The sequence below is a fragment of the Vibrio sp. CB1-5 genome, from assembly GCF_059412285.1.
The window spans coordinates 1-22601 of record NZ_JBJHPB010000018.1; the positions used below are offsets into that span (position 1 = coordinate 1).

The 22601-nt window shown below is 45.4% G+C and carries 21 protein-coding genes; 15 read left to right on the top strand and 6 right to left on the bottom strand.

Annotation, left to right across the window (positions count from 1 at the left end):
- Window positions 1–105: 105 nt before the first annotated feature.
- Both ACJB0T_RS13435 and ACJB0T_RS13440 read right to left on the bottom strand, forming a co-directional pair.
- Window positions 106–612 carry a hypothetical protein gene (locus ACJB0T_RS13435; protein WP_479293082.1) on the bottom strand — a complete coding sequence of 169 codons (507 nt, stop codon included), beginning with the start codon at window positions 610–612 and terminating at the stop codon, window positions 106–108.
- Between the two features lie 513 nt (window positions 613–1125).
- Complete coding sequence (locus ACJB0T_RS13440; protein WP_479293084.1) at window positions 1126–1743, bottom strand: TfoX/Sxy family DNA transformation protein; 618 nt, start codon at window positions 1741–1743, stop codon at window positions 1126–1128.
- Between the two features lie 229 nt (window positions 1744–1972).
- On the opposite strand from ACJB0T_RS13440, the gene ACJB0T_RS13445 reads away from it, so the two are divergent.
- The 3 genes from ACJB0T_RS13445 to ACJB0T_RS13455 all read left to right on the top strand — a co-directional run bounded on the left by ACJB0T_RS13445 (window position 1973) and on the right by ACJB0T_RS13455 (window position 3053).
- On the top strand, window positions 1973–2290 hold the full coding sequence (locus ACJB0T_RS13445; RefSeq protein ID WP_479293086.1) for a cupin domain-containing protein: 318 nt from the start codon (window positions 1973–1975) through the stop codon (window positions 2288–2290).
- A gap of 265 nt (window positions 2291–2555) precedes the next feature.
- Window positions 2556–2771 carry a DUF3820 family protein gene (locus ACJB0T_RS13450; RefSeq protein ID WP_446567164.1) on the top strand — a complete coding sequence of 72 codons (216 nt, stop codon included), beginning with the start codon at window positions 2556–2558 and terminating at the stop codon, window positions 2769–2771.
- A 39-nt stretch (window positions 2772–2810) separates the two neighbouring features.
- The gene (locus ACJB0T_RS13455; protein ID WP_479293088.1) at window positions 2811–3053 is read left to right on the top strand and encodes a hypothetical protein; all 243 of its coding nucleotides are present in this window, start codon (window positions 2811–2813) and stop codon (window positions 3051–3053) included.
- A gap of 212 nt (window positions 3054–3265) precedes the next feature.
- Here ACJB0T_RS13455 and ACJB0T_RS13460 read toward each other — a convergent pair whose 3' ends face one another.
- Window positions 3266–3859: a TetR/AcrR family transcriptional regulator gene (locus tag ACJB0T_RS13460; protein ID WP_479293090.1), complete on the bottom strand. Its 594-nt coding sequence runs from the start codon at window positions 3857–3859 to the stop codon at window positions 3266–3268.
- Between the two features lie 208 nt (window positions 3860–4067).
- On the opposite strand from ACJB0T_RS13460, the gene ACJB0T_RS13465 reads away from it, so the two are divergent.
- From ACJB0T_RS13465 to ACJB0T_RS13520, 12 genes are all read left to right on the top strand, one after another.
- The gene (locus ACJB0T_RS13465) at window positions 4068–4685 is read left to right on the top strand and encodes a glutathione binding-like protein (protein WP_479293091.1); all 618 of its coding nucleotides are present in this window, start codon (window positions 4068–4070) and stop codon (window positions 4683–4685) included.
- Between the two features lie 131 nt (window positions 4686–4816).
- Window positions 4817–5509 carry a type 1 glutamine amidotransferase domain-containing protein gene (locus ACJB0T_RS13470; protein ID WP_479293093.1) on the top strand — a complete coding sequence of 231 codons (693 nt, stop codon included), beginning with the start codon at window positions 4817–4819 and terminating at the stop codon, window positions 5507–5509.
- A gap of 139 nt (window positions 5510–5648) precedes the next feature.
- Entirely contained in the window at window positions 5649–6218 is a 570-nt protein-coding gene (locus ACJB0T_RS13475) for a sugar O-acetyltransferase (protein WP_479293095.1), read from the top strand.
- A gap of 246 nt (window positions 6219–6464) precedes the next feature.
- The gene (locus ACJB0T_RS13480; RefSeq protein WP_479293097.1) at window positions 6465–8069 is read left to right on the top strand and encodes a putative bifunctional diguanylate cyclase/phosphodiesterase; all 1605 of its coding nucleotides are present in this window, start codon (window positions 6465–6467) and stop codon (window positions 8067–8069) included.
- Window positions 8070–8459: 390 nt separating this feature from the next.
- Window positions 8460–8879, top strand: coding sequence for a D-ribose pyranase (gene rbsD / locus ACJB0T_RS13485; RefSeq protein WP_479293099.1), 420 nt, complete (start codon window positions 8460–8462; stop codon window positions 8877–8879).
- A gap of 47 nt (window positions 8880–8926) precedes the next feature.
- Complete coding sequence (rbsA, locus tag ACJB0T_RS13490; RefSeq protein ID WP_479293101.1) at window positions 8927–10432, top strand: ribose ABC transporter ATP-binding protein RbsA; 1506 nt, start codon at window positions 8927–8929, stop codon at window positions 10430–10432.
- Window positions 10429–11421: a ribose ABC transporter permease gene (gene rbsC / locus ACJB0T_RS13495; protein WP_479293103.1), complete on the top strand. Its 993-nt coding sequence runs from the start codon at window positions 10429–10431 to the stop codon at window positions 11419–11421. Before rbsA ends, rbsC begins: the two co-directional genes overlap by 4 nt.
- A gap of 78 nt (window positions 11422–11499) precedes the next feature.
- Complete coding sequence (gene rbsB, locus ACJB0T_RS13500) at window positions 11500–12378, top strand: ribose ABC transporter substrate-binding protein RbsB (RefSeq protein ID WP_479293105.1); 879 nt, start codon at window positions 11500–11502, stop codon at window positions 12376–12378.
- A gap of 189 nt (window positions 12379–12567) precedes the next feature.
- Window positions 12568–13488: a ribokinase gene (rbsK, locus tag ACJB0T_RS13505; RefSeq protein WP_479293107.1), complete on the top strand. Its 921-nt coding sequence runs from the start codon at window positions 12568–12570 to the stop codon at window positions 13486–13488.
- Between the two features lie 54 nt (window positions 13489–13542).
- Window positions 13543–14547 carry a substrate-binding domain-containing protein gene (locus tag ACJB0T_RS13510; RefSeq protein WP_479293109.1) on the top strand — a complete coding sequence of 335 codons (1005 nt, stop codon included), beginning with the start codon at window positions 13543–13545 and terminating at the stop codon, window positions 14545–14547.
- 330 nt (window positions 14548–14877) lie between these two features.
- Window positions 14878–16581 carry a protein adenylyltransferase SelO gene (locus tag ACJB0T_RS13515; protein ID WP_479293111.1) on the top strand — a complete coding sequence of 568 codons (1704 nt, stop codon included), beginning with the start codon at window positions 14878–14880 and terminating at the stop codon, window positions 16579–16581.
- 358 nt (window positions 16582–16939) lie between these two features.
- Window positions 16940–17401 carry a PACE efflux transporter gene (locus ACJB0T_RS13520; RefSeq protein ID WP_479293113.1) on the top strand — a complete coding sequence of 154 codons (462 nt, stop codon included), beginning with the start codon at window positions 16940–16942 and terminating at the stop codon, window positions 17399–17401.
- A 137-nt stretch (window positions 17402–17538) separates the two neighbouring features.
- Here ACJB0T_RS13520 and ACJB0T_RS13525 read toward each other — a convergent pair whose 3' ends face one another.
- The 3 genes from ACJB0T_RS13525 to ACJB0T_RS13535 all read right to left on the bottom strand — a co-directional run bounded on the left by ACJB0T_RS13525 (window position 17539) and on the right by ACJB0T_RS13535 (window position 22440).
- Entirely contained in the window at window positions 17539–18882 is a 1344-nt protein-coding gene (locus ACJB0T_RS13525) for a TldD/PmbA family protein (RefSeq protein WP_479293115.1), read from the bottom strand.
- Window positions 18882–20267: a TldD/PmbA family protein gene (locus ACJB0T_RS13530; RefSeq protein WP_479293117.1), complete on the bottom strand. Its 1386-nt coding sequence runs from the start codon at window positions 20265–20267 to the stop codon at window positions 18882–18884. The genes ACJB0T_RS13525 and ACJB0T_RS13530 overlap by 1 nt, the downstream gene beginning before the upstream one ends.
- Window positions 20268–20460: 193 nt before the next feature.
- Complete coding sequence (locus ACJB0T_RS13535; RefSeq protein ID WP_479293119.1) at window positions 20461–22440, bottom strand: peptidase U32 family protein; 1980 nt, start codon at window positions 22438–22440, stop codon at window positions 20461–20463.
- Window positions 22441–22601: the final 161 nt, after the last annotated feature.

Here is a 22601-nt window from a genome sequence, read left to right on the forward strand (position 1 = left end):
CGGTCGCTTATGAAAAAAGAACCCCGCTAAAAAGCGGGGTTCGTCAGCAATCTGACCCCGCTACCTTGTAGCGGGGTTTTTTATTCTGCATTGGCCGATTTCTAATTAAGCTTGTTGCGCCGTTAGAGCGCGCTTTTCAAGAAACTTAGCGATAGCTGTAACACCTGCGATGTACATAGCACCACCAAGAAGTGCAACCGCCATCCAAGAGAAACCGTGCTCAACCACGTGATCTTTGTGAAGAATACACATTACAACGTACGCAAATGTGATGTAGCTGAAGGCAAAGTGAGCAACAGGGCCCATGCCGATGGTTACAAGTACTACACCGGCAACATAAATGTAGAATGCGTTTTCACCACCAACGACTGGAGCAAGTGCGCCAAGAGTAGCCGGGATCAACATACCCATAGCGATACCAACGATACCAGCAGCAAAGATGTTCTTTAGCTTAGATAGATCGAACTTCGCTTCGAAGAAGAAAATAAGCGCTAGGAAAGCAGGCCACTTGTCGTGGATACCTAGTTTCTGAAGGATAACAGTGCCAGCTACGATCCAGATCGTTAGCATTAGCGTTTTAGTCATGTGCGCTGAGTTGAATACTTGATTCATGGTTTATTCTCATAGGGTGTGTGTAAGGAGTTTGGGCGCGGAGTCTATAGTGAGTTGCGCTTTGGGTCACTATGGGGAAATCGGCAACCATTATGAATGTAAGGAGTAAAGACACTCTATTGATAACTATATGAATTGGTGTTTGAAATTTGGGCAGGGGGCATTTGAGGTTTGAATGACGAGATAAGCTTGGATTATTGCTGGCTATTAGAGCAAAGAAACTAAGATGTTGAGTTTAAGTGCTTGGGTATGACAACTTGAACACGATCTGGTTGAAAAAAATTCGTGCGATTAAGTTTTAAGCTCTTTGCCACATTTCGAAACAATGCTTCACAGTTTTACATCGGCTCGAAATGGTTTGATATACATCTTCGCTATTCACAAGGAGACTCGGGTGGTTTAATTAATCTCGTGTTTAGTTGTTCTGTCCACTTTCAATTAACCACACACATCCAACATTGTATTTATGTTTGCCCTGCTGTGAAAACAGCAGGGCGTTTTTTTGTTTGGAGTCTAATGTGTTAGGTATTCACAACCGGCTTGGTTTGTGAGTGTTTGTCTCTGTGGTTCAGGAAGAATCGTCCAGTGAATGCCTTCTAATGCTCCTGCTAAACAAAAGAGCAGGTTAATCCCGGGATGTTTTTCCTGACTGACGCAAACCGCCTTAAACGCATTGACAGGGCCATGCTCTCTAAGTTCATCAATAGAATTAATACCGGCCTTACGAAGCATTCTTTCGGTTTTGTACTGCATATTCGGGAGATCTTTGATGCGCGTTGGCGTCTCTTTGCGTACTTTTTCTTTTAGCCCTGCGCTCCAGACTTCCTCGCACAGCGTTGCGACTTGTTTTTGGCTATGCGCGACCGTTTCTGGTAGTGAGTAGTAGTTAGATAAACTCGGGTAGTTACGAGAGTGAGAACGCCAGTTGAACTCGTAAGGTGTGCAGCCCAATGCTTTGAATTCTTCTTTTAAAGCTGAATTGCTTGCCCTAAGGTAGACATCGTCGCCCTTAATTAGTGCAAACATGATCCCTCCAGAAAGTACCCCTTTTCCGCCAAAAACAGAACGAATGCTAATGTCATCCAGTGCGGTATGAGCTTCGATAGACTCGACAAAGGTTTCCAACATCATATTTCTCTCCTTGAAATGTATTTAGCGTGCTCAAATGACAGCTATCAAACTAAAACTGTGATGAGTCCTGCATTAAGCGTTCCAACTTTTAGTTTCATTACAAAATGTTGAGAGTTTCACGATGAATTTGCGGTGATTGCAGGGCCAAGGTCGTGGCGGCTAGGTGAATTTTGGCAGTATCTGACGTCTCCTTAACGTATAATTTATGAAGTTACATAGGAGAAGCTTAATGCAACAAGGGAATTTACTCGCCAACATCCCGAGCCAGTTACCAAACGAACTATTCGAAGACATTATCAGTACCCCAAACGTCCGAATAGAGCGGATAATTTCAGATGGGCATTATACATCTGAGGGCGAATGGTATGACCAAGAACAGAACGAGTGGGTAGCTGTGATTCAAGGTCAGGGAGTATTGGAGTATGAAGATGGGCAGGTTGTGACGTTAAACGCTGGCGATTATGTCAACATTCCCGCCCATGTTAAGCATCGTGTGAAGTCGACATTGTTTTGCTCGACGACGGTTTGGTTGGCTATTTTTTATTAAGGGCGAATGATGAAACTTGTATCTGCTGCGTTAACCGCCGCTTTACTCGTTCTTGTCGGGTGCTCTTCAACAGATAAAGCTCAAATTTCTCAGTTTAAAACTTACAGTGATTTTTCTCCCGGTCCAAAGGATGGGTTGATTTGGTTTGGGCTAGTGAAGGTATCTCGACGCGAGAGCAACTGAGCAACATTTTTTCAAAGTATGACAGTGTGGTGTTGGATAGAGTGGAATACGTTGGCGATAGCTGGATAATAGAGGTACAGCGATGTTACAAAAAGAAAACTTAGTGAAGCTCGCACGAATGCAAATGCCTTTTGGCAAATACGCAGGGCGAGTTCTAATCGATCTACCAGAGGAATATTTACTCTGGTTCGATAAAAAAGGTTTCCCGAACGGGGAGTTGGGTGATTTGTTGAAACTCTGCTTAGCACTGAAGATAGAGGGGCTCGATAGTGTGGTTAAGCCTCTAAAACGCATGTGATTGAGTAAATAGCGCCACTAAGATAATGGGTAACTTTCTATGAATATTGATATTGATGCACTTAAACACCACCAACTGGTGGAAGATGGTCAACTAGAGGGATGTTATATCCACCAACCCGCAAAGGGAAGTGAGCATAATGATGAAGCCGTTCTAGCGGAGCGCCGAGCGTTGGAAAAAATGGGGTTCAAAGTTGTACAGCTTCAGGCCAAAGGACGAACAACAACCTTTGCTGAAGCAATGCAAATCTTGTCAAAAAAGACGAGTTATCAGACTAAATAAGAGTAAAAGTGGCTTGCCACTTTTTCTTATTATTCCTACTTAAAACGCTAAACAGAGCACTAACCCAAGGGCTGCGATGGCTTGGTTTTGTGTTCATTTTCTTTTTGGCTTTTGTAATGTCTCTAACTTTCGTCGTGTTTAAGTCTGGCGAGAAAATAGTGGCTAGGGAATTGCAAAAACTGACTTGTATTAACTCGCAATGGATCTCACATTTAGGCTGTTTTAGCTCGAAGCCCTTTCAAGTAGTCGCAAAGCACTTTTGTGGCTACATCAATCTCTGTATAGCGCTTTGCCTTTCCAAGTACTCGCATTCCTTGCATTTGGCAGATGACAAACTGTCCTACGGCTTTCACATCTTCTATACCGCTAATTTCAACGCGCTGCTTGGCGTTGGATAGTGATGTCACAATAGCTTGTTCTAGGGTATCGAACAGCAAGTTGCTTCGCTCTAACACCTCTGCGTTTTCTCCAGCATGCTCAACAATAGCATTTTGAATAAAGCAGCCACAGTTGTCCTGCTTTTGTCTGTCGGCAAACGCTAGAAGAAAGTGACAAAGGGTATCGATGCTAGAGTTCTTGTCGCGAAGCGGTTCCAATTTTGGGAATGAAACAGAGGTAAGGTAGTTATCAAGTGCCTGATAATAAAGCGTCTCTTTATCCCCAAAACTGTTGTAAAGGCTAAAGCGGTTTATGGCGAGCGTTTCGGTGAGATCGCTAATGGATGTATTGGCATAGCCTTTACTCCAAAACAGTGTCATCGCTTGTTCTAACTTTTCTTGCTTACAAAAATTGGCTTTTCTTGCCATACGCCCCTCTGGGATAAAAAACACGTTACACAGCACTTTCAGTCATTGTACAAGTCCTTGCTGTTATTCTCTAATTAATTCTTGACCGATCGTTTAGTAATTGCATAGAGTATATCTAAACGATCGGTTATAAATCAAAATCGATCAAACAAAAGTCCCATCAAGACGGTAAAACTCTAAACACATACGTGCCAAAAGGAATGAACACATGAAATTGTATGATCACACAGTCACAGTCAGCTCGAAGCGTTTAAACCTGTTTCTGAAAGAGATTGGTGTTACCGATATCGAAAGAGTAGAGGTGAATGTTAGGGAAGGTGGGAATCTTGACCAAAGCTATCAAGACAAGAGCGTAAATGGCAAAGTGCCACTGCTTGAGCTTGATGACGGTACATACCTTAGTGAGACTGTCGCGATCAGTCGCTACTTTGATGAAATTACGCCAAACGACCTTAACTTGTTTGGTGGCAATACACTGGAGCGAGCCAAAGTTGAAATGTGGAATCGCATTGTTGAAATCGATGGTGTTCAAAACGCATTCCAAGCCTTCAGAAATTTGTCCGGCATCTATAGCGACCGTGAAAACTGTGTTGAAGCATGGGGAGAAGAGGCGAAGCATCGAGTGGAGTTGTTCCTACCTAAACTTAATAAGCAGCTGAGTCAGTCTAAGTACGTAGCGACGGACAATTACACTATCGCAGACATCAGTGCCTATATTTTCGTTATCGTGGTTGTCAATGCACTTAAGGTTGATGTGTTTGATAATCACCAGCACATTAAACGTTGGTTTGATGACGTATCTTCACGTCCGGCTCTGCAAGGCTGAACAATACGCCACAATTTTTGAAGAGCGGCTTATGGCTAGATACAAAGGGGTGAATATTATTCCCCCCTTTGTATTTGAAAAATCTCAGTATTTCACTAGGTTTATAAAGAGTGCCTAATGGAGAGCATCGAGTGAGCCAAAAAAAAATCTTAGTGGTTTTAACATCGCACAGCAGACTAGGAGAGACGGAACATAAAACTGGGTTTTGGCTCGAGGAGTTTGCGGCTCCCTATTACGTGTTTAAAGATGCAGGCTTTCATATCACCTTATGCTCACCGGCTGGTGGACACCCTCCCATTGACCCCAATAGCATAGCGGAAGATCAGCAAACTCCTGCCACTTTGCGTTTTGAAGCAGATGAAGTAGCGAAAACCCACCTGACCAATACCTTGCGCCTTGTTGAAGTGAGAGAGGCCGACTACGACGCAGTCTTTTACCCCGGCGGTCACGGCCCACTTTGGGATCTCACTTGCGACCCGGACTCTGTAACCTTGATTGATGACTTTTTCAGTGCTCAAAAACCGATAGGTGCAGTTTGTCATGCTGCTGGTGTGTTGATTAACGCTGCCAATGAAGACGAATCACCAATGGTCGCAGGAAAGCAGGTGACTGGATTTAGCAATAGTGAAGAGCATGCCGTTGGGTTGAATGACGTCGTGCCATTTTCCTTACAAGATGAGCTTGAGAAGCGTGGGGCGAGCTTTTCAAAAGCGGCGGACTGGCAAGAGTATGTTGTCGTTGACGGACTACTCGTTACCGGTCAAAATCCGGCCAGTTCTGAAGCCGCAGCAAACGCATTGGTCAAACTTCTTCTATCCGATTAAGCCTAACGTTTTTACTCTACCCAGTGTGACAACGATTATGGTTCAAGAAAAATAACGTGTCGCTATGACAGGATTCTGACATTGTTCTCGATGTTAATATTTTCAATACAAACAGTCCGTAACATTGTTGGAAGAAAAGATGTCGACAAGAACAGAACGAGAAAAAATGCTGGCAGGCGAGCCTTATTTAGCGTGGGATGAAGAGCTATTATCTGCGCGAGTTAAGTGCCGTCATACACTAAAGAAACTCAACGATAGCATTCCAAACACACCAGAATGGAAGGAAGCGCAAGAAGCGCTGATCCCCAACCGTAAAGGTAACTTATATCTTGAGCCTCCGTTTCGCTGCGATTATGGTGAAAACATCCATGCAGGTAAGAACTTCTACGCTAACTTCAATTGCGTGATTCTAGATGTCAACGTGGTCGAAATTGGAGACAACGTATTATTTGCGCCAAATGTTCAAATATATACGGCAAGTCATCCATTAGATGCAAAAGGCCGCGTTGAAGATGAAGTTGAATTTGGTTTACCAATTAAGATCGGCAATAACGTTTGGATTGGTGGAGGGGCGATCGTTTGTCCTGGCGTTACGATTGGTGATAATGCGGTAATTGGTGCGGGCAGTGTGGTCACTAAAGACATTCCGGCCAACACGCTCGCAGTAGGCAACCCGTGTCGAGTTATTAAGCAAATCAATAACGATTAGAACTGACCCTCAATTATTTTTATTGGCGCTTGCCAACTTGCCTTTAGGTCACCTAATGTGGGTACATGTTAGGTGACCTTCTCTTTGGTTATTCAAATTAGTACCAATAGTTTATGGTGCGTCAAAAAACTGTTGTCAAATCATCGGCTTTTTGACGTTTTATTTGATGTTAGTTCCATTAAGCTCTATCATGTTCGCTTTGTAATACTTCGTAAAACATTAGTTGTAAGCATGGCGTTGCGTTATATGGAATTTGAATTGTCGTTAGGTTTGATGGAGTCGGCGTTAGAGAGCGCGTCTGTTGCTGTCATTATTACTGACGAACAAGCTCAAATCTGCTTCGTCAATGAACAGTTCGTCAAGCTGACCGGCTATACCCGCGAGGAAGTTCTGGGCCAAAACCCTAAACTACTCAAGTCTGGAAAAACCACGCTGGCCACCTATGAAGATATGTGGTCGAAGCTGCTTCAAGGTCACGATTGGGTTGGAGAACTGGTCAACAAGAAGAAAAACGGGTCACTGTTTATTGAGCACGCTCATATCAGTCCTTTCAACTATCTAGGTGAATCTTACTACATTGCGGTGAAACGCGATGTCACATCTGAAAAGCACCTGAACGATAAGCTGAGCGATCTTGCTTATTTTGACCCGCTTACACGTTTACCTAATCGCACCTCATTCTTTGAACACCTACAACGATTTTTAGTCGAAGAGCAGCAAACGCTGCACCCTTATTCATTGCTGTTAATAGACCTCAATGAGTTCAAATCGATTAACGATAGCAAAGGGCACGACTTTGGTGACTTGTTTCTTCAAGAGGTAGCAAGACGCTTTAGAACCGAGGTTGGAGACAACGGCTTAGTCGCAAGACTCGGTGGTGATGAGTTTGTTGCCCTGTTACCGAATTGCTCACAAACGCGCGCGGAACACTATGCTCAGCACCTCGTTGACGCGATTGCATTTATAGAGGTTGGTAACAAATCAGAGCGAGGGTCTGCCTCAGTTGGTGTTACCACTAACGTAAGTCGCAATATTCCAACGAGCTTGTTGCTGAAGCAAGCCGATCTTGCCATGTATCGTGCTAAGCAGTGTCAAACCACATGGATGAGTTATGATGAAGCGATGGGTGAGCACTGGGGGCGCAAAACAGCGATGGCTAAACGTCTGTCTCAGGCTATCGAGTCACACAAGCTAGAAGTCAGTTTTTTACCGGTTGTCGACATTGAAACACATCATGTTGTCGCATTTAAAAGTCGGCTTGAGTGGACTGATGCGATGTTCGGTGATGTCGATAGATTCGAGTTCATTCCTATCGCTGAAGAGTCACAACTGATTCGTAAATTGAACCTGTTCACCATTGAGCAAGCGTGCAAGTACGCCTCAGTCGGTGAGCTAAAAACGGTCGCAGTTAAAGTCTCTTCTAAGAACTTTGGTCATGGATTGTTCACCAAGGAAGTAGCAGGGATTCTTAACAAATATCGTCTCCCAGCACATTGTTTGGCACTAGAAGTCTTCGAGGAAATGTTGTCTAAGAAACGTTGTGTGGATGAGTTATACCAACTGGTGGAACTCGGCTGCCAAATCACCGTGGCAGACTTTGGGATGGGGCACATCTCGATATCTGAGCTTCGCGAACTACCACTACAAAAACTCAAAGTTGGCGCCCAATTGGTAGCAGAGATCGCTCAAGATCGCTCAGTCGAGCAAGTGGCGAAAGCGATTGTAAGCCTGGCTAAGGTGCTAAACATCGAGACGATTGCTGAGGGGGTAGAGACAGCGGGACAACTTGATTCTCTCAAGACCATTGGCTGTCATTATGCCTCCGGTCCTTACATCTCAGCTAATATGTAGTTAGCGCTTTTATACTTAAGTGAAACTCTGATTCATCCTCTCCGATCAATTGGCGACAGGCTATGCAACATCAAGCTTGATCTTCCTTTCTGATACTCTGCTGAGCTATTTTTATATGCTGTGCAATGATCTTGTTGCGCAATCCATTCTTGAAGAAATCTCTTCAAATGGGAATTTGAATCCATTCACGAAAAATGCATCGAAACGTTTCGATGGGGCGATCTAAGTCACACTTGAATGTCACTTGCCTCGATCTTTGCAATCTCTACGCTAGGATTGCCATCGAAACGTTTCGATGGTTGTTTTGTCAACAGCAATAGCAGCAAAGTGACTAAGAACATTCATCAAGCCCTACAGTCTCGATAAAGCCGCATGAAGCAGGTACTAATAATGAAAAAAAGCGCCCTAATTAACTCAGAACTTTCCTATTTGGTGTCAACCTTAGGGCACACCGATCAGGTGACGATTTGCGATGCAGGTCTGCCGATTGCCGATGAAGTACAACGCATCGACTTAGCGCTTACTCACGGTGTACCAGCCTTCATTGACACCGTTAAGGTCTATCTATCAGAAGCTCAGATTGAAGGTGTGATACTAGCTGAAGAATTTAAAGCGGTGAGCCCAGAGCTTCACAACGTATTGATAGCAGTAATAGAGCAAGAGCAAGCTGATAGTGGGAAAGAGATTACTGTTCGTTATGTGACTCACGAAGAGTTTAAAGCTAAAACAGTGGACTCAAGAGCAGTGGTAAGAACAGGTGAATGCACACCTTATGCGAACGTAATTTTCCAAGCGGGCGTCGTTTTTTAAGCCGCCACGATACGAGCTAAGTTCAGCGAAATATACAGGACATCTTCATGCTGCAACCAATTTTACAACTCAGCGAGATTGAAAAAGCTTTCCCGGGAGTGAAGGCTTTGGATAAAGCGAGCCTTAACGTCTACCCGGGTAAAGTGATGGCATTACTTGGCGAAAACGGTGCAGGTAAGTCTACGTTGATGAAGGTGCTGACAGGCATCTACTCGAAAGACTCTGGTGAGCTTCGTTATCAAGGCGAGGAGACTGGGTTCAAGGGACCACGAGACTCGCAACAAGCGGGTATCAGTATTATTCACCAAGAGCTCAATTTGATCCCTGAGCTAACCATTGCCGAGAATATCTTCTTAGGTCGTGAAAAGACCAATGCATTTGGACGTATTTTATGGTCGGAAATGTACGCAGAAGCCGATCGATTGCTGGCCAGACTGAATGTGAAACACAGTGCGAAAACACCTCTAGGTGAACTGAGCTTGGGCGAGCAACAGATGGTTGAAATCGCGAAAGCTCTGTCGTTTGAGTCGAAAGTTATCATCATGGACGAACCAACCGATGCACTGACAGATACGGAAACCGAATCCCTTTTCAGTGTCATTAATGAACTTCGTGAGCAAGGTTGCGGCATTGTTTACATCTCGCACCGCCTTAAAGAGATCTTTGAGATTTGTGATGACATTACCGTACTGCGTGACGGCAAGTTCATCGGTCAGCGTACCGTTGCCGAAACAGACGAGGACACCTTAATTGAGATGATGGTAGGCCGTAAGCTCGATGAGCAATACCCTCGTATTGACGCCGTCCACGGAAAACCCAGCCTTGAAGTGAAAAAACTATCTGGCCCAGGTGTTGAGAATGTGAGCTTTTCACTCGATCAAGGCGAGATCCTCGGGATTTCGGGTTTGATGGGAGCAGGGCGTACCGAGCTAATGAAAATTATCTACGGCGCACTAAAACGTCAATCCGGTGAGGTAATTCTCAATGGAAAAACGATCAATCCAGACAGTCCTCAAGAAGGCCTCGCCAATGGTATTGCTTACATTTCTGAGGATCGCAAAGGTGATGGCTTAGTTCTGGGCTTATCAGTAAAAGAGAATATGTCGATTTGTGCGTTGGAGCAGTTGTCGAAAGGCATGCAAATTCAACACAGCGAAGAAGTCATTGCGGTTGAAGACTTCATTAAGCTGCTCAACATCAAAACGCCAACACGTGATCAGATTATTGGCAATTTGTCCGGTGGTAACCAACAAAAAGTGGCGATTGCTAAAGGGCTGATGACCAAACCCAAAGTGCTCATTTTGGATGAGCCAACTCGCGGTGTCGACGTAGGCGCTAAGAAAGAAATCTATCAACTGATCAATAAATTTAAAGCAGATGGCATGAGCATCATTTTGGTGTCATCTGAAATGCCAGAAGTACTTGGCATGAGCGATCGAATTTTGGTGATGCATGAAGGGCACGTAAGCGGCGAGTTTATGGCTAAAGATGCCGACCAAGAGAAATTACTAGCATGCGCTGTCGGTAAAAATGTAAGTGAGGAAGCAGCATGAACAACAAAACCATCAACAAAGAGATGAGCGTCGAGATGGAAAACAAAAAGCCTCTTTTCAATAAAGAATGGTTGATTGAGCAAAAATCACTGATTGCGCTGATCTTCCTAATTATCGTGGTGTCTTTTCTAAACCCGAACTTTTTCACCGTCGATAATATTCTGAATATTCTCCGCCAAACCTCCGTGAATGCCATTATCGCAGTGGGTATGACTTTGGTCATCTTAACCGCAGGTATCGACTTAAGCGTGGGCTCAGTGCTCGCTCTTTGTGGCGCCTTTGCGGCCAGTTTGATAGCGATGGAAGTCCCTGTATTGATCGCTGTTCCAACCGCGCTTCTAGCGGGTGCAGCTCTTGGTGCTATCAGCGGAATTATCATTGCCAAGGGTAAGGTTCAGGCGTTTATCGCCACTTTGGTGACGATGACACTTCTACGTGGTGTCACTATGGTGTACACCGACGGTCGTCCAATTTCTACTGGCTTTACTGATACGGCTGACGCATTTGCATGGTTTGGTACAGGTTACGCTCTGGGCATCCCAGTTCCAGTTTGGATTATGGTCGTCGTATTCGCTTCAGTTTGGTATCTACTTAACCACACTCGCTTTGGTCGCTACGTTTACGCGTTAGGTGGTAACGAATCCGCGACTCGCTTGTCAGGTATCAACGTCGACAAAGTGAAGGTTGGTGTTTACGCCATCTGTGGTCTGCTTGCAGCACTAGCTGGCATTATTGTTACTTCTCGCCTGTCATCTGCTCAGCCTACCGCAGGTATGGGATACGAGCTAGATGCCATTGCCGCGGTTGTTCTTGGCGGCACCAGCTTGATGGGTGGTAAAGGTCGAATTATGGGTACGCTAATTGGTGCTCTGATCATCGGCTTCTTGAACAACGCACTTAACCTATTAGATGTTTCCTCCTACTACCAAATGATCGCAAAAGCAGTGGTTATCTTGCTTGCGGTACTGGTAGACAACAAAAACAAGTAACCTCGATTAACACTAGATTATTTACAATAACAGGCTCGACAATAAGTTGAGCCGCCCCCTACACAAAGGACTAAAACGATGAAAAAACTAGCCACTTTAATCTCTGCTGCCGTGCTATCTGCTTCTATGTCTACAGCTGCATCAGCACAAGACACGATGGCGATTGTTGTCTCTACGCTTAACAACCCGTTCTTCGTAACGATGAAAGAAGGTGCAGAAGCGAAAGCCAAGGATTTAGGTTACAACCTAATCGTTTTGGACTCGCAAAATGACCCAAGCAAAGAGCTGTCGAACATCGAAGATTTAACAGTACGTGGCGTGAAAGCAATCCTTATCAACCCAACAGATTCAGATGCAGTATCGAACGCAATCCGCATGGCTAACCGCTCGAACATCCCTGTCCTAACACTGGACCGTGGCGCTAGCCGTGGTGATGTAGTGAGCCACATCGCATCAGACAACGTGGTTGGTGGTGAAATGGCTGGTCACTACATCATGGAGAAAGTAGGCGAGAAAGCAAAAGTGATCCAACTAGAAGGTATTGCGGGTACTTCAGCAGCACGTGAGCGTGGTGAAGGTTTCATGAACTCAGTTAAAGGTTCTCAAATGGAACTCCTTGCTAGCCAACCAGCGGATTTCGACCGTACTAAAGGTCTAAACGTAATGGAAAACCTTTTAGCAGCGAACCCAGATGTACAAGCGGTATTCGCACAGAACGACGAAATGGCACTGGGTGCACTTCGCGCAGTTCAAGCAGCGGGGAAAGACGTGATGATCGTTGGTTTCGATGGCACTGAAGATGGCATGGCAGCGGTGAAACGCGGCAAACTAGCAGCAACCATCGCACAGCAACCAGACATGATCGGTGCACTAGGTGTAGAAACGGCTGACAAAGTACTGAAAGGCGAAACAGTAGAAGAGTACATCCCAGTACCTCTAAAAGTAGTCGCTGAGTAATCGGCGAAGCGAAGAAAGGCGCCAGCCTAATGTTCCTCCCCTTACTAAGGGGAGGGACTATCAAGGTAGCTACGCATCGACTGAAAACATCCAAATACCTTCGGCTTGCCACTCCGAGGCAACCCCAAGTTATCTATCAAACTGATACTAAAAAATCAGTAACAAACAAAAGAGTTAAAGGAACAAAGTATGAATAAACTCATTGTGCTGGGTAGTGTGAATGCAGACCACGTTCTGCAAGTTCCTTCTTTCCCTCGTCCCGGCGAAACGCTACATGGTGCTAATTACCAAGTCATTCCCGGTGGCAAAGGGGCGAACCAAGCCGTTGCTGCCGCAAGATTAGGTGGTGATACCGGTTTTATCGCCTGTGTAGGCGATGATGCATTTGGTATTAATATTCGCGAAGCATTCAAAGCTGATGGTATCAACATCGCGGGTGTTCAATTAGAGCCAGGCACGCCGACCGGTATTGCCATGATTCAAGTAGCAGAAAGCGGTGAGAACAGTATCTGCATTTCGGCAGAAGCCAACGCTAAGCTCACGACAGCACGTGTCGAGCCCCACAAGGGGTTGATCGAAGGAGCAAACTACCTGCTAACCCAATTAGAAACGCCAATTGAAGGCATCGAATACGCAGCGAAAATTGCAAAGGCGTCGAAAACAAACGTCGTCCTCAATCCAGCACCGGCTAGAGAGCTTCCTGACTCATTACTATGCTGTGTCGATGTGATTACGCCGAATGAAACTGAGGCAGAGGTTCTAACCGGAATAACGGTCAACGATGACGAATCTGCACAAGAAGCGGCAAACGCTCTGCATCGTAAGGGCATTGAAATTGTCATGATCACTTTAGGCTCGAAAGGTGTATGGCTTAGCCAAAATGGTCGTGGTGCGCGAATTCCGGGCTTTAAAGTTGAAGCAACGGACACCACAGCCGCAGGTGATACTTTTAACGGCGCTTTGGTGATAGGGTTAATTGAAGGTAAGTCTATCGAAGAGGCGATTGTATTTGCTCATGCAGCAGCGGCTATCTCAGTGACTCGATTTGGTGCACAGACTTCCATTCCAACGCTAGATGAAGTACAACAGTTTTTAGATCAGCAAGCCTAAGTTGAGAAACTAACGCGCTCAATTACAAGAAGAAGCAGTGGAGACCCTTGCCCAATGGCAACGATGAAGGACATAGCAAGACTCGCGGGTGTGTCAACCTCGACCGTAAGTCATGTCATCAATAAAACGCGATTCGTTAGTGAAGAGATTTCTGAGCGTGTTAACAGTGCAGCGAAGGAGCTCAACTACGCGCCTTCTGCATTGGCACGCAGCTTAAAAATGAATCGTACACGAACAATTGGAATGTTAGTGACTACCTCAACCAACCCATTCTTTGGTGAAGTAGTAAAAGGGGTCGAACGCAGTTGTTATCGTCAAAACTACAACCTCATCCTTTGTAATACCGAAGGTGATACTGAGCGCATGAAAGCCTCTATCGATACCTTGCTACAAAAGCGTGTCGATGGTCTGATTCTAATGTGCTCAACCCTTGAAGGGGAGAAGCTGGATATTTTTGACCAGTACCCATCCATTCCCGTAGTTGTAATGGATTGGGGACCAATGCATTTTGAAAGCGACAAGATCCAAGACAACTCGTTTCTTGGTGGTTATCTTGCCACTAAGCACTTAATTGAAAGCGGCCACAAAGAGATTGGCTGTATCACTGGGCCTTTGAATCGCCACCAAGCGCTCATGCGTTATGAGGGGTACAAAAAGGCATTGAAAGAACATCATATTGCTATTAGTCCAGGCTGGATTGTTGAGTCGGACTTTGAATGTGATGGCGGTGCGAAATCGTTAGAGGTGTTAATGAGCAGAGGCGCACTACCAACGTCGCTGTTTATTTGTAATGACATGATGGCCATGGGAGCTATCAATGTTGCCCATGAAAAAGGGATACATGTTCCTAACGATCTTTCGATCATTGGTTACGATGATATCCACATTGCCAAGTTCATGTCACCGTCTCTTACTACGATACATCAACCCAAGTATCGCTTAGGAAAAGCGGCCGTTGAAACTTTGCTTGCGAAAATTGAAAAAACCAGTCTTGCTGCAGATGTCGTGCAACTAGAGCCCTCGCTCGTCGTACGTGGCAGTGTCAAAAACCTTAAATAGTGTTTTGTGCGCAGCCTCTATTGAGGCTGAGCAACGCGAAAACCACGAACAATATTACTAAACGTCACCAACGCAAATAGCGTGATCACAATCGCTATCCAAGGCAGTGAAGGTAGCACCAGTCCCATACTTAGAGAAAAGCGATTGCGAAGAACCCAAGATAGTATGTCATTGAAGAGTACTTTGGCTATCGTTTGCCAATATCCATAGGTTATTTAGGGTAAATCTAAATGAATCAGACTATATCATAAGGTTATTGGGCTTTATCAGGCGATCTTCGTATCATGACATCAACAATATCACGCATCATTGCACGGAGTAGGATTGACGATGGGCGAACCAAAATCATCAGAGACACTAAACTCGATTGCCGACATGGATGAGTTTGCAAACACAGCAAGCTATTCGCTACTAGAGACGCTGAATGCGGATCCCGACGCAACCGATAGTGGTGAAGACTACTGGCCGCGACAAGTGTTCTCGGGTCACTATGTTCCAGTGAAACCAACACCTATCGGAAATCCGGTCTACGTTAGCCACAGTACCAGCCTATTTACCGAACTAGGAATTGACCCGGCACTGGCGCGACACAAACAGTTTGAAGCGATGTTCTCGGGTGATTTGTCCGGCGTACCTGCTCCAATGAAGCCCTATGGCTGGGCAACGGGTTACGCACTTTCCATTTATGGCACCGAGTATAACCAGCAGTGTCCTTTCAAAACGGGTAATGGCTATGGTGATGGTCGAGCTCTATCGATATTTGAAGGTGTACTTAATGGCAAGCGATGGGAAATGCAACTCAAAGGTGGCGGTACTACCCCTTATTGCCGGGGCGCAGATGGTAGAGCAGTATTACGTTCCAGCGTGCGTGAGTTTTTAGCTCAAGAATTCATGCATGCACTCGGCATTCCTTCTACCCGTTCCTTGTGCTTATTTGCATCACAATCAGATACTGTTGACCGACCTTGGTATCGTGAGGGCTCACACTCTGAAAATCCTGATACTATGGTTTCGAACCCTGTTGCTATTACGACCCGAGTTGCCTCTTCCTTTTTGCGAGTTGGACAGATTGAGTTGTTCGCTCGCCGAGCGCGTAGCCAAGCCTATCCAACAGCGATGCAAGAGCTTGAACAGATAGTTAAGCACGCGATAGAACGAGAATATTCACAACAGATAGACCCATGCCTACCTCTGCATGAGAAAGTACTCGCACTTGCCACAGAGTTTAGAGAGCGTTTGACCACATTAGTAACACACTGGATGCGCGTTGGTTTCTGCCAAGGCAATTTCAACAGTGACAACTGTGCTGTTGGTGGATTTACTCTCGACTATGGTCCATTCGGTTTTTGTGAGCGCTTCGAACCATATTTTCAGCCTTGGACTGGTGGCGGGCGCCATTTCTCGTTCTTTAATCAGCCTTTAGCAGCAGAGAAAAACTTCGAGTCCTTTTGTTCTGCATTGATGCCACTCATCGCTTCAGACGAAGCAGCGGTAGAAAAACTTGGCTTAATTCAGGATGAATTTTCGACAGTGATGCAAACGAAACTCACTGATATGTGGTCGAGAAAGCTAGGTCTTGAAGAGTTTGATAGCGACTTACTGCAAAACCTTTTTAAACTCATGATGATGACGCACGTTGATTACACGATTTTCTTCCGAGAACTGTCGACACTACCTGACAATGCCTCTGCGCTTACGGCAAGCTTTTATACCGAGCCTGATGAAAAGGTCATGTTCGAGTGGCAAGCTTGGCTGAATGAATGGCGTGAAAAACTGCCATCTTCAAACCCAAGGGAAGACATCGTGTCAAAAATGAAACAGGTTAATCCCAAGTACACATGGCGAGAATGGCTAGTAGTACCGGCTTATAAGCAAGCAGAGTTAGGCGACTATGCGCTTATTCATGAAGTACAGAAGGTCTTCTCTAAACCATATGATGTGCAAGGGGGAGAAGTCGAAAATAAGCATTATCAACGTCGCCCGTTGGCGTTGTTCGACGTGGGTGGGGTGACACATTATAGTTGTTCGTCGTAGTTGTTCGGTTGCTGTAATCACTACTTAAAGTACAGCTATCTATTAATCCAGTAATTATGGTGGTCACAAAAAATAGTATAGAACGCACGACTAAATGGCTTAGTACTCATTAAAATCAGCTAAAATTCAAGTTAACAGGTGGCGCCTAAAGCATCACTTGAGCTTGTGCGTTTAATTTACAATCAATAGTTTGCCTTACGCTATCTTATAAAAATTAACGACTTAGCATCACCTATAAGGGAATTGCCTATGTAATGGGTTGTATTATTTCGTTGTTCGTTAGGTGTGGAGTTCATGTCTCATTTATCATGGTGTAATCTCTGTAAAAGTTGACACTTATCAAGGAAAGGTAAAATTTGTGCAAAAAACAGGACGTGACTTTAAAGATAGGTTAAGGCATACCATCCTATTCGAATCGATATTATTAGCAGTTGCGACCCCAATACTAGCGCTAGTAGGTCATAAAGGTGTTCAGGCGGCAGCATTGTCAGCCATTTTCTTATCAATTATTGCAATGGTTTGGAACTTTGCTTTCAATCTTATTTTTGACTTTTTCATGGTCAAGAGAACAGGGGTTGTTGCAAAGTCTCGGAGACACCGTATATTAAACGCACTTCTATTCGAATTAGGATTATTGGCTCTATCCTTACCCGTTATTGCGTACACACTTCAAATTTCTATTTTGCAAGCTCTTATTGTTGATATAGGGTTTGTCATTTTCGCCTTATTCTACAGTTACATATTCAATTACATATATGACAGACTATTTCCTACTGGCGAGACATTACAAAATATGAACAACAAATCATCCTTTGTGTAATGCTCGTAGTCTAGTAGCTCGTCATTATTGAGCTTTGACTACGCGATGGGAACTTGTATGTGAATACTGTTTGCAAATAATTAACCTTAGTCACTATATAATGAAGCCCAGCTTACTAAACTGGGCTTCATCATTACCTACTTACCACCAATACTCAACCGAGCAAACCTCACATCTGGTGCAAAGAAAGTTCGGCTGTCATTAATCAGTTGGCTATCACCCACCGCATCCACTTCTTGCAGCATTTTGTAGAAGTTACCCGCAACCGTAATACCACGTACTGGTTGGATTCTTACTCCGTCACGACATAAGAAGCCGCTAGCGCCAAACGAGAAGTCACCGCTGACTGGATCGGCACCAGAATGGACGCCTTGCAACTCAACAAGCTCCAGATATTCACCTGCTTTAACTTCACTAGTATTGCTTAAGCCAGTAGCGATCACTTTATGGTTGGCAGAAACATCTAGGCTGGATTTCGCGCCTCGAGCAGCGCTGGCGGTTGATACTGCACCCAGGTAGCTTGCGGTGTGACTATTATGCAATAACGTATTGAGCTTTCCGCCCGAGATAAGCACATTGTCTTGGGTCGCAAAACCTTCGCTGTCGAAGCTGGTGATTGCCATGCCGTTTGGCATATACGCCATATCGGTTAGAGTAATCAGCTCACTGGCAATTGACTCGCCTATCTTGTTTCCAAGTGGCGTGACGCCTTTCATGGCACTAACACCAGAGAATGCACTGCCAAAGGCGCCGAATAGGCTGCTGAGCGCGTTGATATTGAAAATAGCCGAATACTCACCAGTAGTAACCGGTGCGCCATCGAGTAAATCTCGCGCTAGGTTATAGCCTTGCTCGATACAGTAGTTCGGGTTCAGTTCATCAAAGCTGCGACCCACCGAGACTTTACCCGCCATAGATTGCTTGCCGTCTTTCTCAAATAGCGTGTACGCGTAACAGCTAAATGAGCGCTCAAAATGCTGGCAAAGTGTCCCTTGCGTGTTGGCGAGAATAAGCTGACTCTCTCCATCGGCATATCCGTTGTAGGGTGCGCTCGACGCGTGGGGAAGGGAAACAACCCCTTGCTCTAATGCAAGTGATAGCTCAATCTTCTCATCGGCAGAAGTGGTATCTTGCTGAGCAATCTCTGCGACATCTGTGATCAGTTTACTGTCGACACAGCTGATGGTTTGATACTCGTCTTGTTTAGAGAAACGTGTACTTTGTAGAGCGTTAGTGAGCATCAAATCTAAGCTTGTAGACTCTAACGATTCTGAGTAGCTGGTGGCAATGCGCGCATCTTTGACAACGCGAACCCCAAGGACTTGGCTTGAGCTTACTTTGTACTCATCCAGTTGACCTTGGTTCGCTTTCAAGGAAAAGCTGTTGCTACGATTAACGATGACATCGGCTTCAGCACCTTGGCGCTTGGCTTCTGAAAGGACGTAATCGACGGCATCAAGAAGTTGTTTGTCTCGGCTCATTAGTTACCACCTCCCACAAGAATGTTATCGACTTTCAGCGAAGGCTGACCTACCGTTGTCGGCACTGCACCGCTTACAGAGCCACACATGCCTGGGGCAAGTGCCATATCTTTACCAACCATGCTGATTTCTTTGAGCACCTTTGGGCCAGTGCTAATCAGCGTTGCGGTTTTGAGAGGTTTGGTGATTTTGCCGTTTTCAATCAAGTAGGCTTCACGCACGGCAAAGTTAAATTCGCCTGTACCTGGCTGTACTGAGCCGCCGCCCATTTTCTTAGCGTAAATACCACGTTCAACGCCCGCCAACATGTCATCAAGAGAATGTTCTCCTGCTTCAATGAAGGTATTACGCATACGTGACGTAGGCGCAAACTTGTAGTTTTGGCGACGACCAGAGCCCGTTGGTTCAAAGCCGGTCTTCATTCCGCCCATTTTGTCGACCATAAAGCTGGTCAGTTTGCCGTCTTTGATGAGTTGTGTTCGCTGAGTGGCCATGCCTTCGTCGTCAACATGGATAGAGCCCCATTCATTAGTCATAGTGCCATCATCAACGGCACTTACTGCTGTATGAGCGATCATCTCGCCCATTTTGTCATGGAACACAGAAGCCTTTTTAGCCACTGATGTTGTTTCAAGTAGGTGACCACACGCTTCGTGGAAGATAACGCCGCCAAAGCCATTGCCAATGACTACGGGCATTTCGCCGGAAGGGCACGTATCTGCGCCGAGTTTAACCAATGCTTGCTGGGCAATGATTTGGCCTAGCTCTTGAGCATCAATCTGTTCGCTAAATTCCCAGCCTGACAGTGCGCCGGGGCCTTCTGAGCCAGAGGATTGCTCGTTGCCCTTTTGAGCAACAGTGTTACCAGACACGCGAATATAGTGGCGCGTGTCATCAACATGTAGACCTTCAGAATTGAAAATGGAAACCTGCTGCTCGCGCTGCAGAACATTGCCAATAAACTGAGAGATGAATTCGCTTTCGGCGCGCGCCGCTGCATCGATTTTAAGTAGGAAGGCGATTTTAGAATCTAGGTTGGCGTCTTTACTAAGCGGTAAACGGCAATCATGCTGGATAGGGTAGCGATTAAGATTAAGCGCACCCGCCGTCGCTATTTGCTCACGTTTGTCTTTTGCTGCTAGCAATGAGGTAACACGCTTTAGTTCGCTTTCATCGGAGTTGTTGGTGTAGCCGTAAAGCACTTTGTGTCCGAAGAAGAGGCGGATACCGATACCGAAATCGATGCCTGAGTTCACTTTGTCCACTTCGCCAGACGCGATTTGGACCGAATTAGTCTGATGGTGCTCGACGAATAGCTCAGCAAAATCTGCCCCTAGGAATAGGGCGTGGTCAATCACTGCTTTCGCCGTTACAGAATTAAGCATGAAATCTCCTTGCTCGTGGAACGTCCGAGAGCCTCAGTGAAAGCTGAGGCATATCAGAATATTAACATTTATAGAACAAATGGCGAGCACAGAATGTGCTCGAAATTAACCGCTGAAGCCAAAGCGCTTCTTGAACAAATCAAAAAGCTTGCGGTTTTGAATGGCTAGGTTTGAGGAAGGTGGGCGCTTTAACCTAAATGCCTTTTTGGTATTGTTGGTTGCTGGTGTTCTGGATCAGGTTGCCAACGATATCGCGCTCGTCCTCAAGAAGTAGCGCTTTGAATGCGTTAATGATCTCAAGTTTGCTACCGCCCACTTTTGTTTCCGTCTGAATATCTCTTAGGTCGATAAGAACATCGGTAATAAGGTCGCGATGGTCAGCCAGCACATCTAGGTTCAGAATATTGTGCTCGCTGTAGAGACTGTTGTGCGAGCCTTTTTGCTTTTGAACCACATAAGGGTTGTCTTTGAGGTTGATGATAGACGTACGTTTACTGCAGCGTCTCAAGCAGCCTTTGTTGACTTTGATTTTCTTGCAACCTTCCGTTTGTTGGAACAAACACTGGCGACTAGTCAGCAACGTATTCGGATGGTACACGCTATAGAACGTGCGCATGCCACTTGGTCTTCGAATGTAGCGGAGTTGTTTGTTACTCAGTTCATTAGATAGGAATGCTCCCGCGGCAGAGTACTCTTCTTGAAGGCATTTCAATGTGTACGAGTTGGTGCTGTTCATTTGCGGACCAGCTACCCAATCTAACCCTAGCGTTTGAGCGTGGAAACCGACACCTGAGTTATTCGTAATAAGTAGTGTTGGTTTAATGGTTTCTAAGAAGACTGTAGCGGCCTCAAAATCATCGCCGATGAGAATGGCCGGGAACCAAGGCTTTAGATTAGGGTTAGATTCAAAAAGCGAAATCATAGCGGGCAACTCGGCACTGAATCCCATAGGTAGCTGAAAATAGACCTCAACATCTGATTCCAAACTCAGAATTGCATCTTCAGGACTTGAAACTAACACCGATAGTGGTTTTTGGCCGCTTAGCTCTGGGTTTTGCGCTAACTTTTCTAACTCTGGCGCTTCAATCGAGCCTTTCAAACTTGCTGATGGACGGTCAGCATTGATATCCATGGCTGCGATTTTTGCGTCAACGTGCTGGATGATATCGGTTTTTTTGTCGTAAAGACGTTGCTTAACGACTTGAACTTGCTCAGTACTGGTACATTGATACACCTTAGAGAAATGGGTAACCGCGTTGTCTCTTGGGTTATCGATATACATGCTTTTGCCGTATTCACCTTGTAAGAAACCATTAGAGAAATCACGGTTAAATACGGTGTAAAGCTCGCTGGTATCTTCTGAAAGCGTTTCACCTTCACACAAGCGGTCTATTTGCTTGCGCCAGTTGTCCACAACGGTATAAACGTAATGCGGTTTTTTGATGCGCCCTTCGACTTTTAGTGAATAGACACCTGCATCGGCAAGCGCTTGAAGATCGCCAAATGCTGAGTTGTCTTTTAGGTTTAGTGGGTAGTCATAACCTTGCTTGGTGGTTTGGTATTGCTCACGGCACGGTTGACTACAGCGACCACGGTTACCAGAGGCGCCATTGCGCGCCGAGCTGATATAGCAAAGCCCAGAGAATCCGATGCAGTATGAACCATGAACAAATACTTCCATTAACACATCGTGTTGATGCCCAAAATGAGCGAGATGAGCAATTTCATCAATGTTAAGCTCACGAGACAGGTTAACGCGGCTGGCAGTCATCTGTTTGAGAAACTCGATTTGCCCAGTATTGTGAGTGTTAAGCTGCGTTGAAGCATGAACATCTAAGCTTGGGAAGTGGCGTTTCACCAAATACGCTAAACCAAGATCCTGAACGATAACGCCATCAATATCGGTATTGACCAACTGAGCCAGTAGGCGCATCACAGCGGCAATTTCACTTTCTAAGATTAGTACATTAAGCGTCAGAAACACTTGACACTGATTGGCATGAGCAAGCTCAAGAACGCCTGCAAGGTTGTCTAGTGTTAAGTTCGCTGCACGGTTTCGCGCATTGAAACGATCCAATCCACAGTACACCGCATCTGCACCCGCTGCGATCGCTGCTTTGATTGACTCTACATCACCACCCGGTGCCAACAATTCAAACTGATCTCTTGTCACAACCATACCCTTAGAAAAAATGAGGGCGTAGTCTACAGTAATTTTCGACAGATTTCGTCTCAAATTGACGTCAGCCGATATCAATGTAATGAGAGTTGGAAAGAGTTTTGATTTGGAAGAAGAAAGGAAGGCGCCTCATCATAGGGTTACTTTGGTGAGGC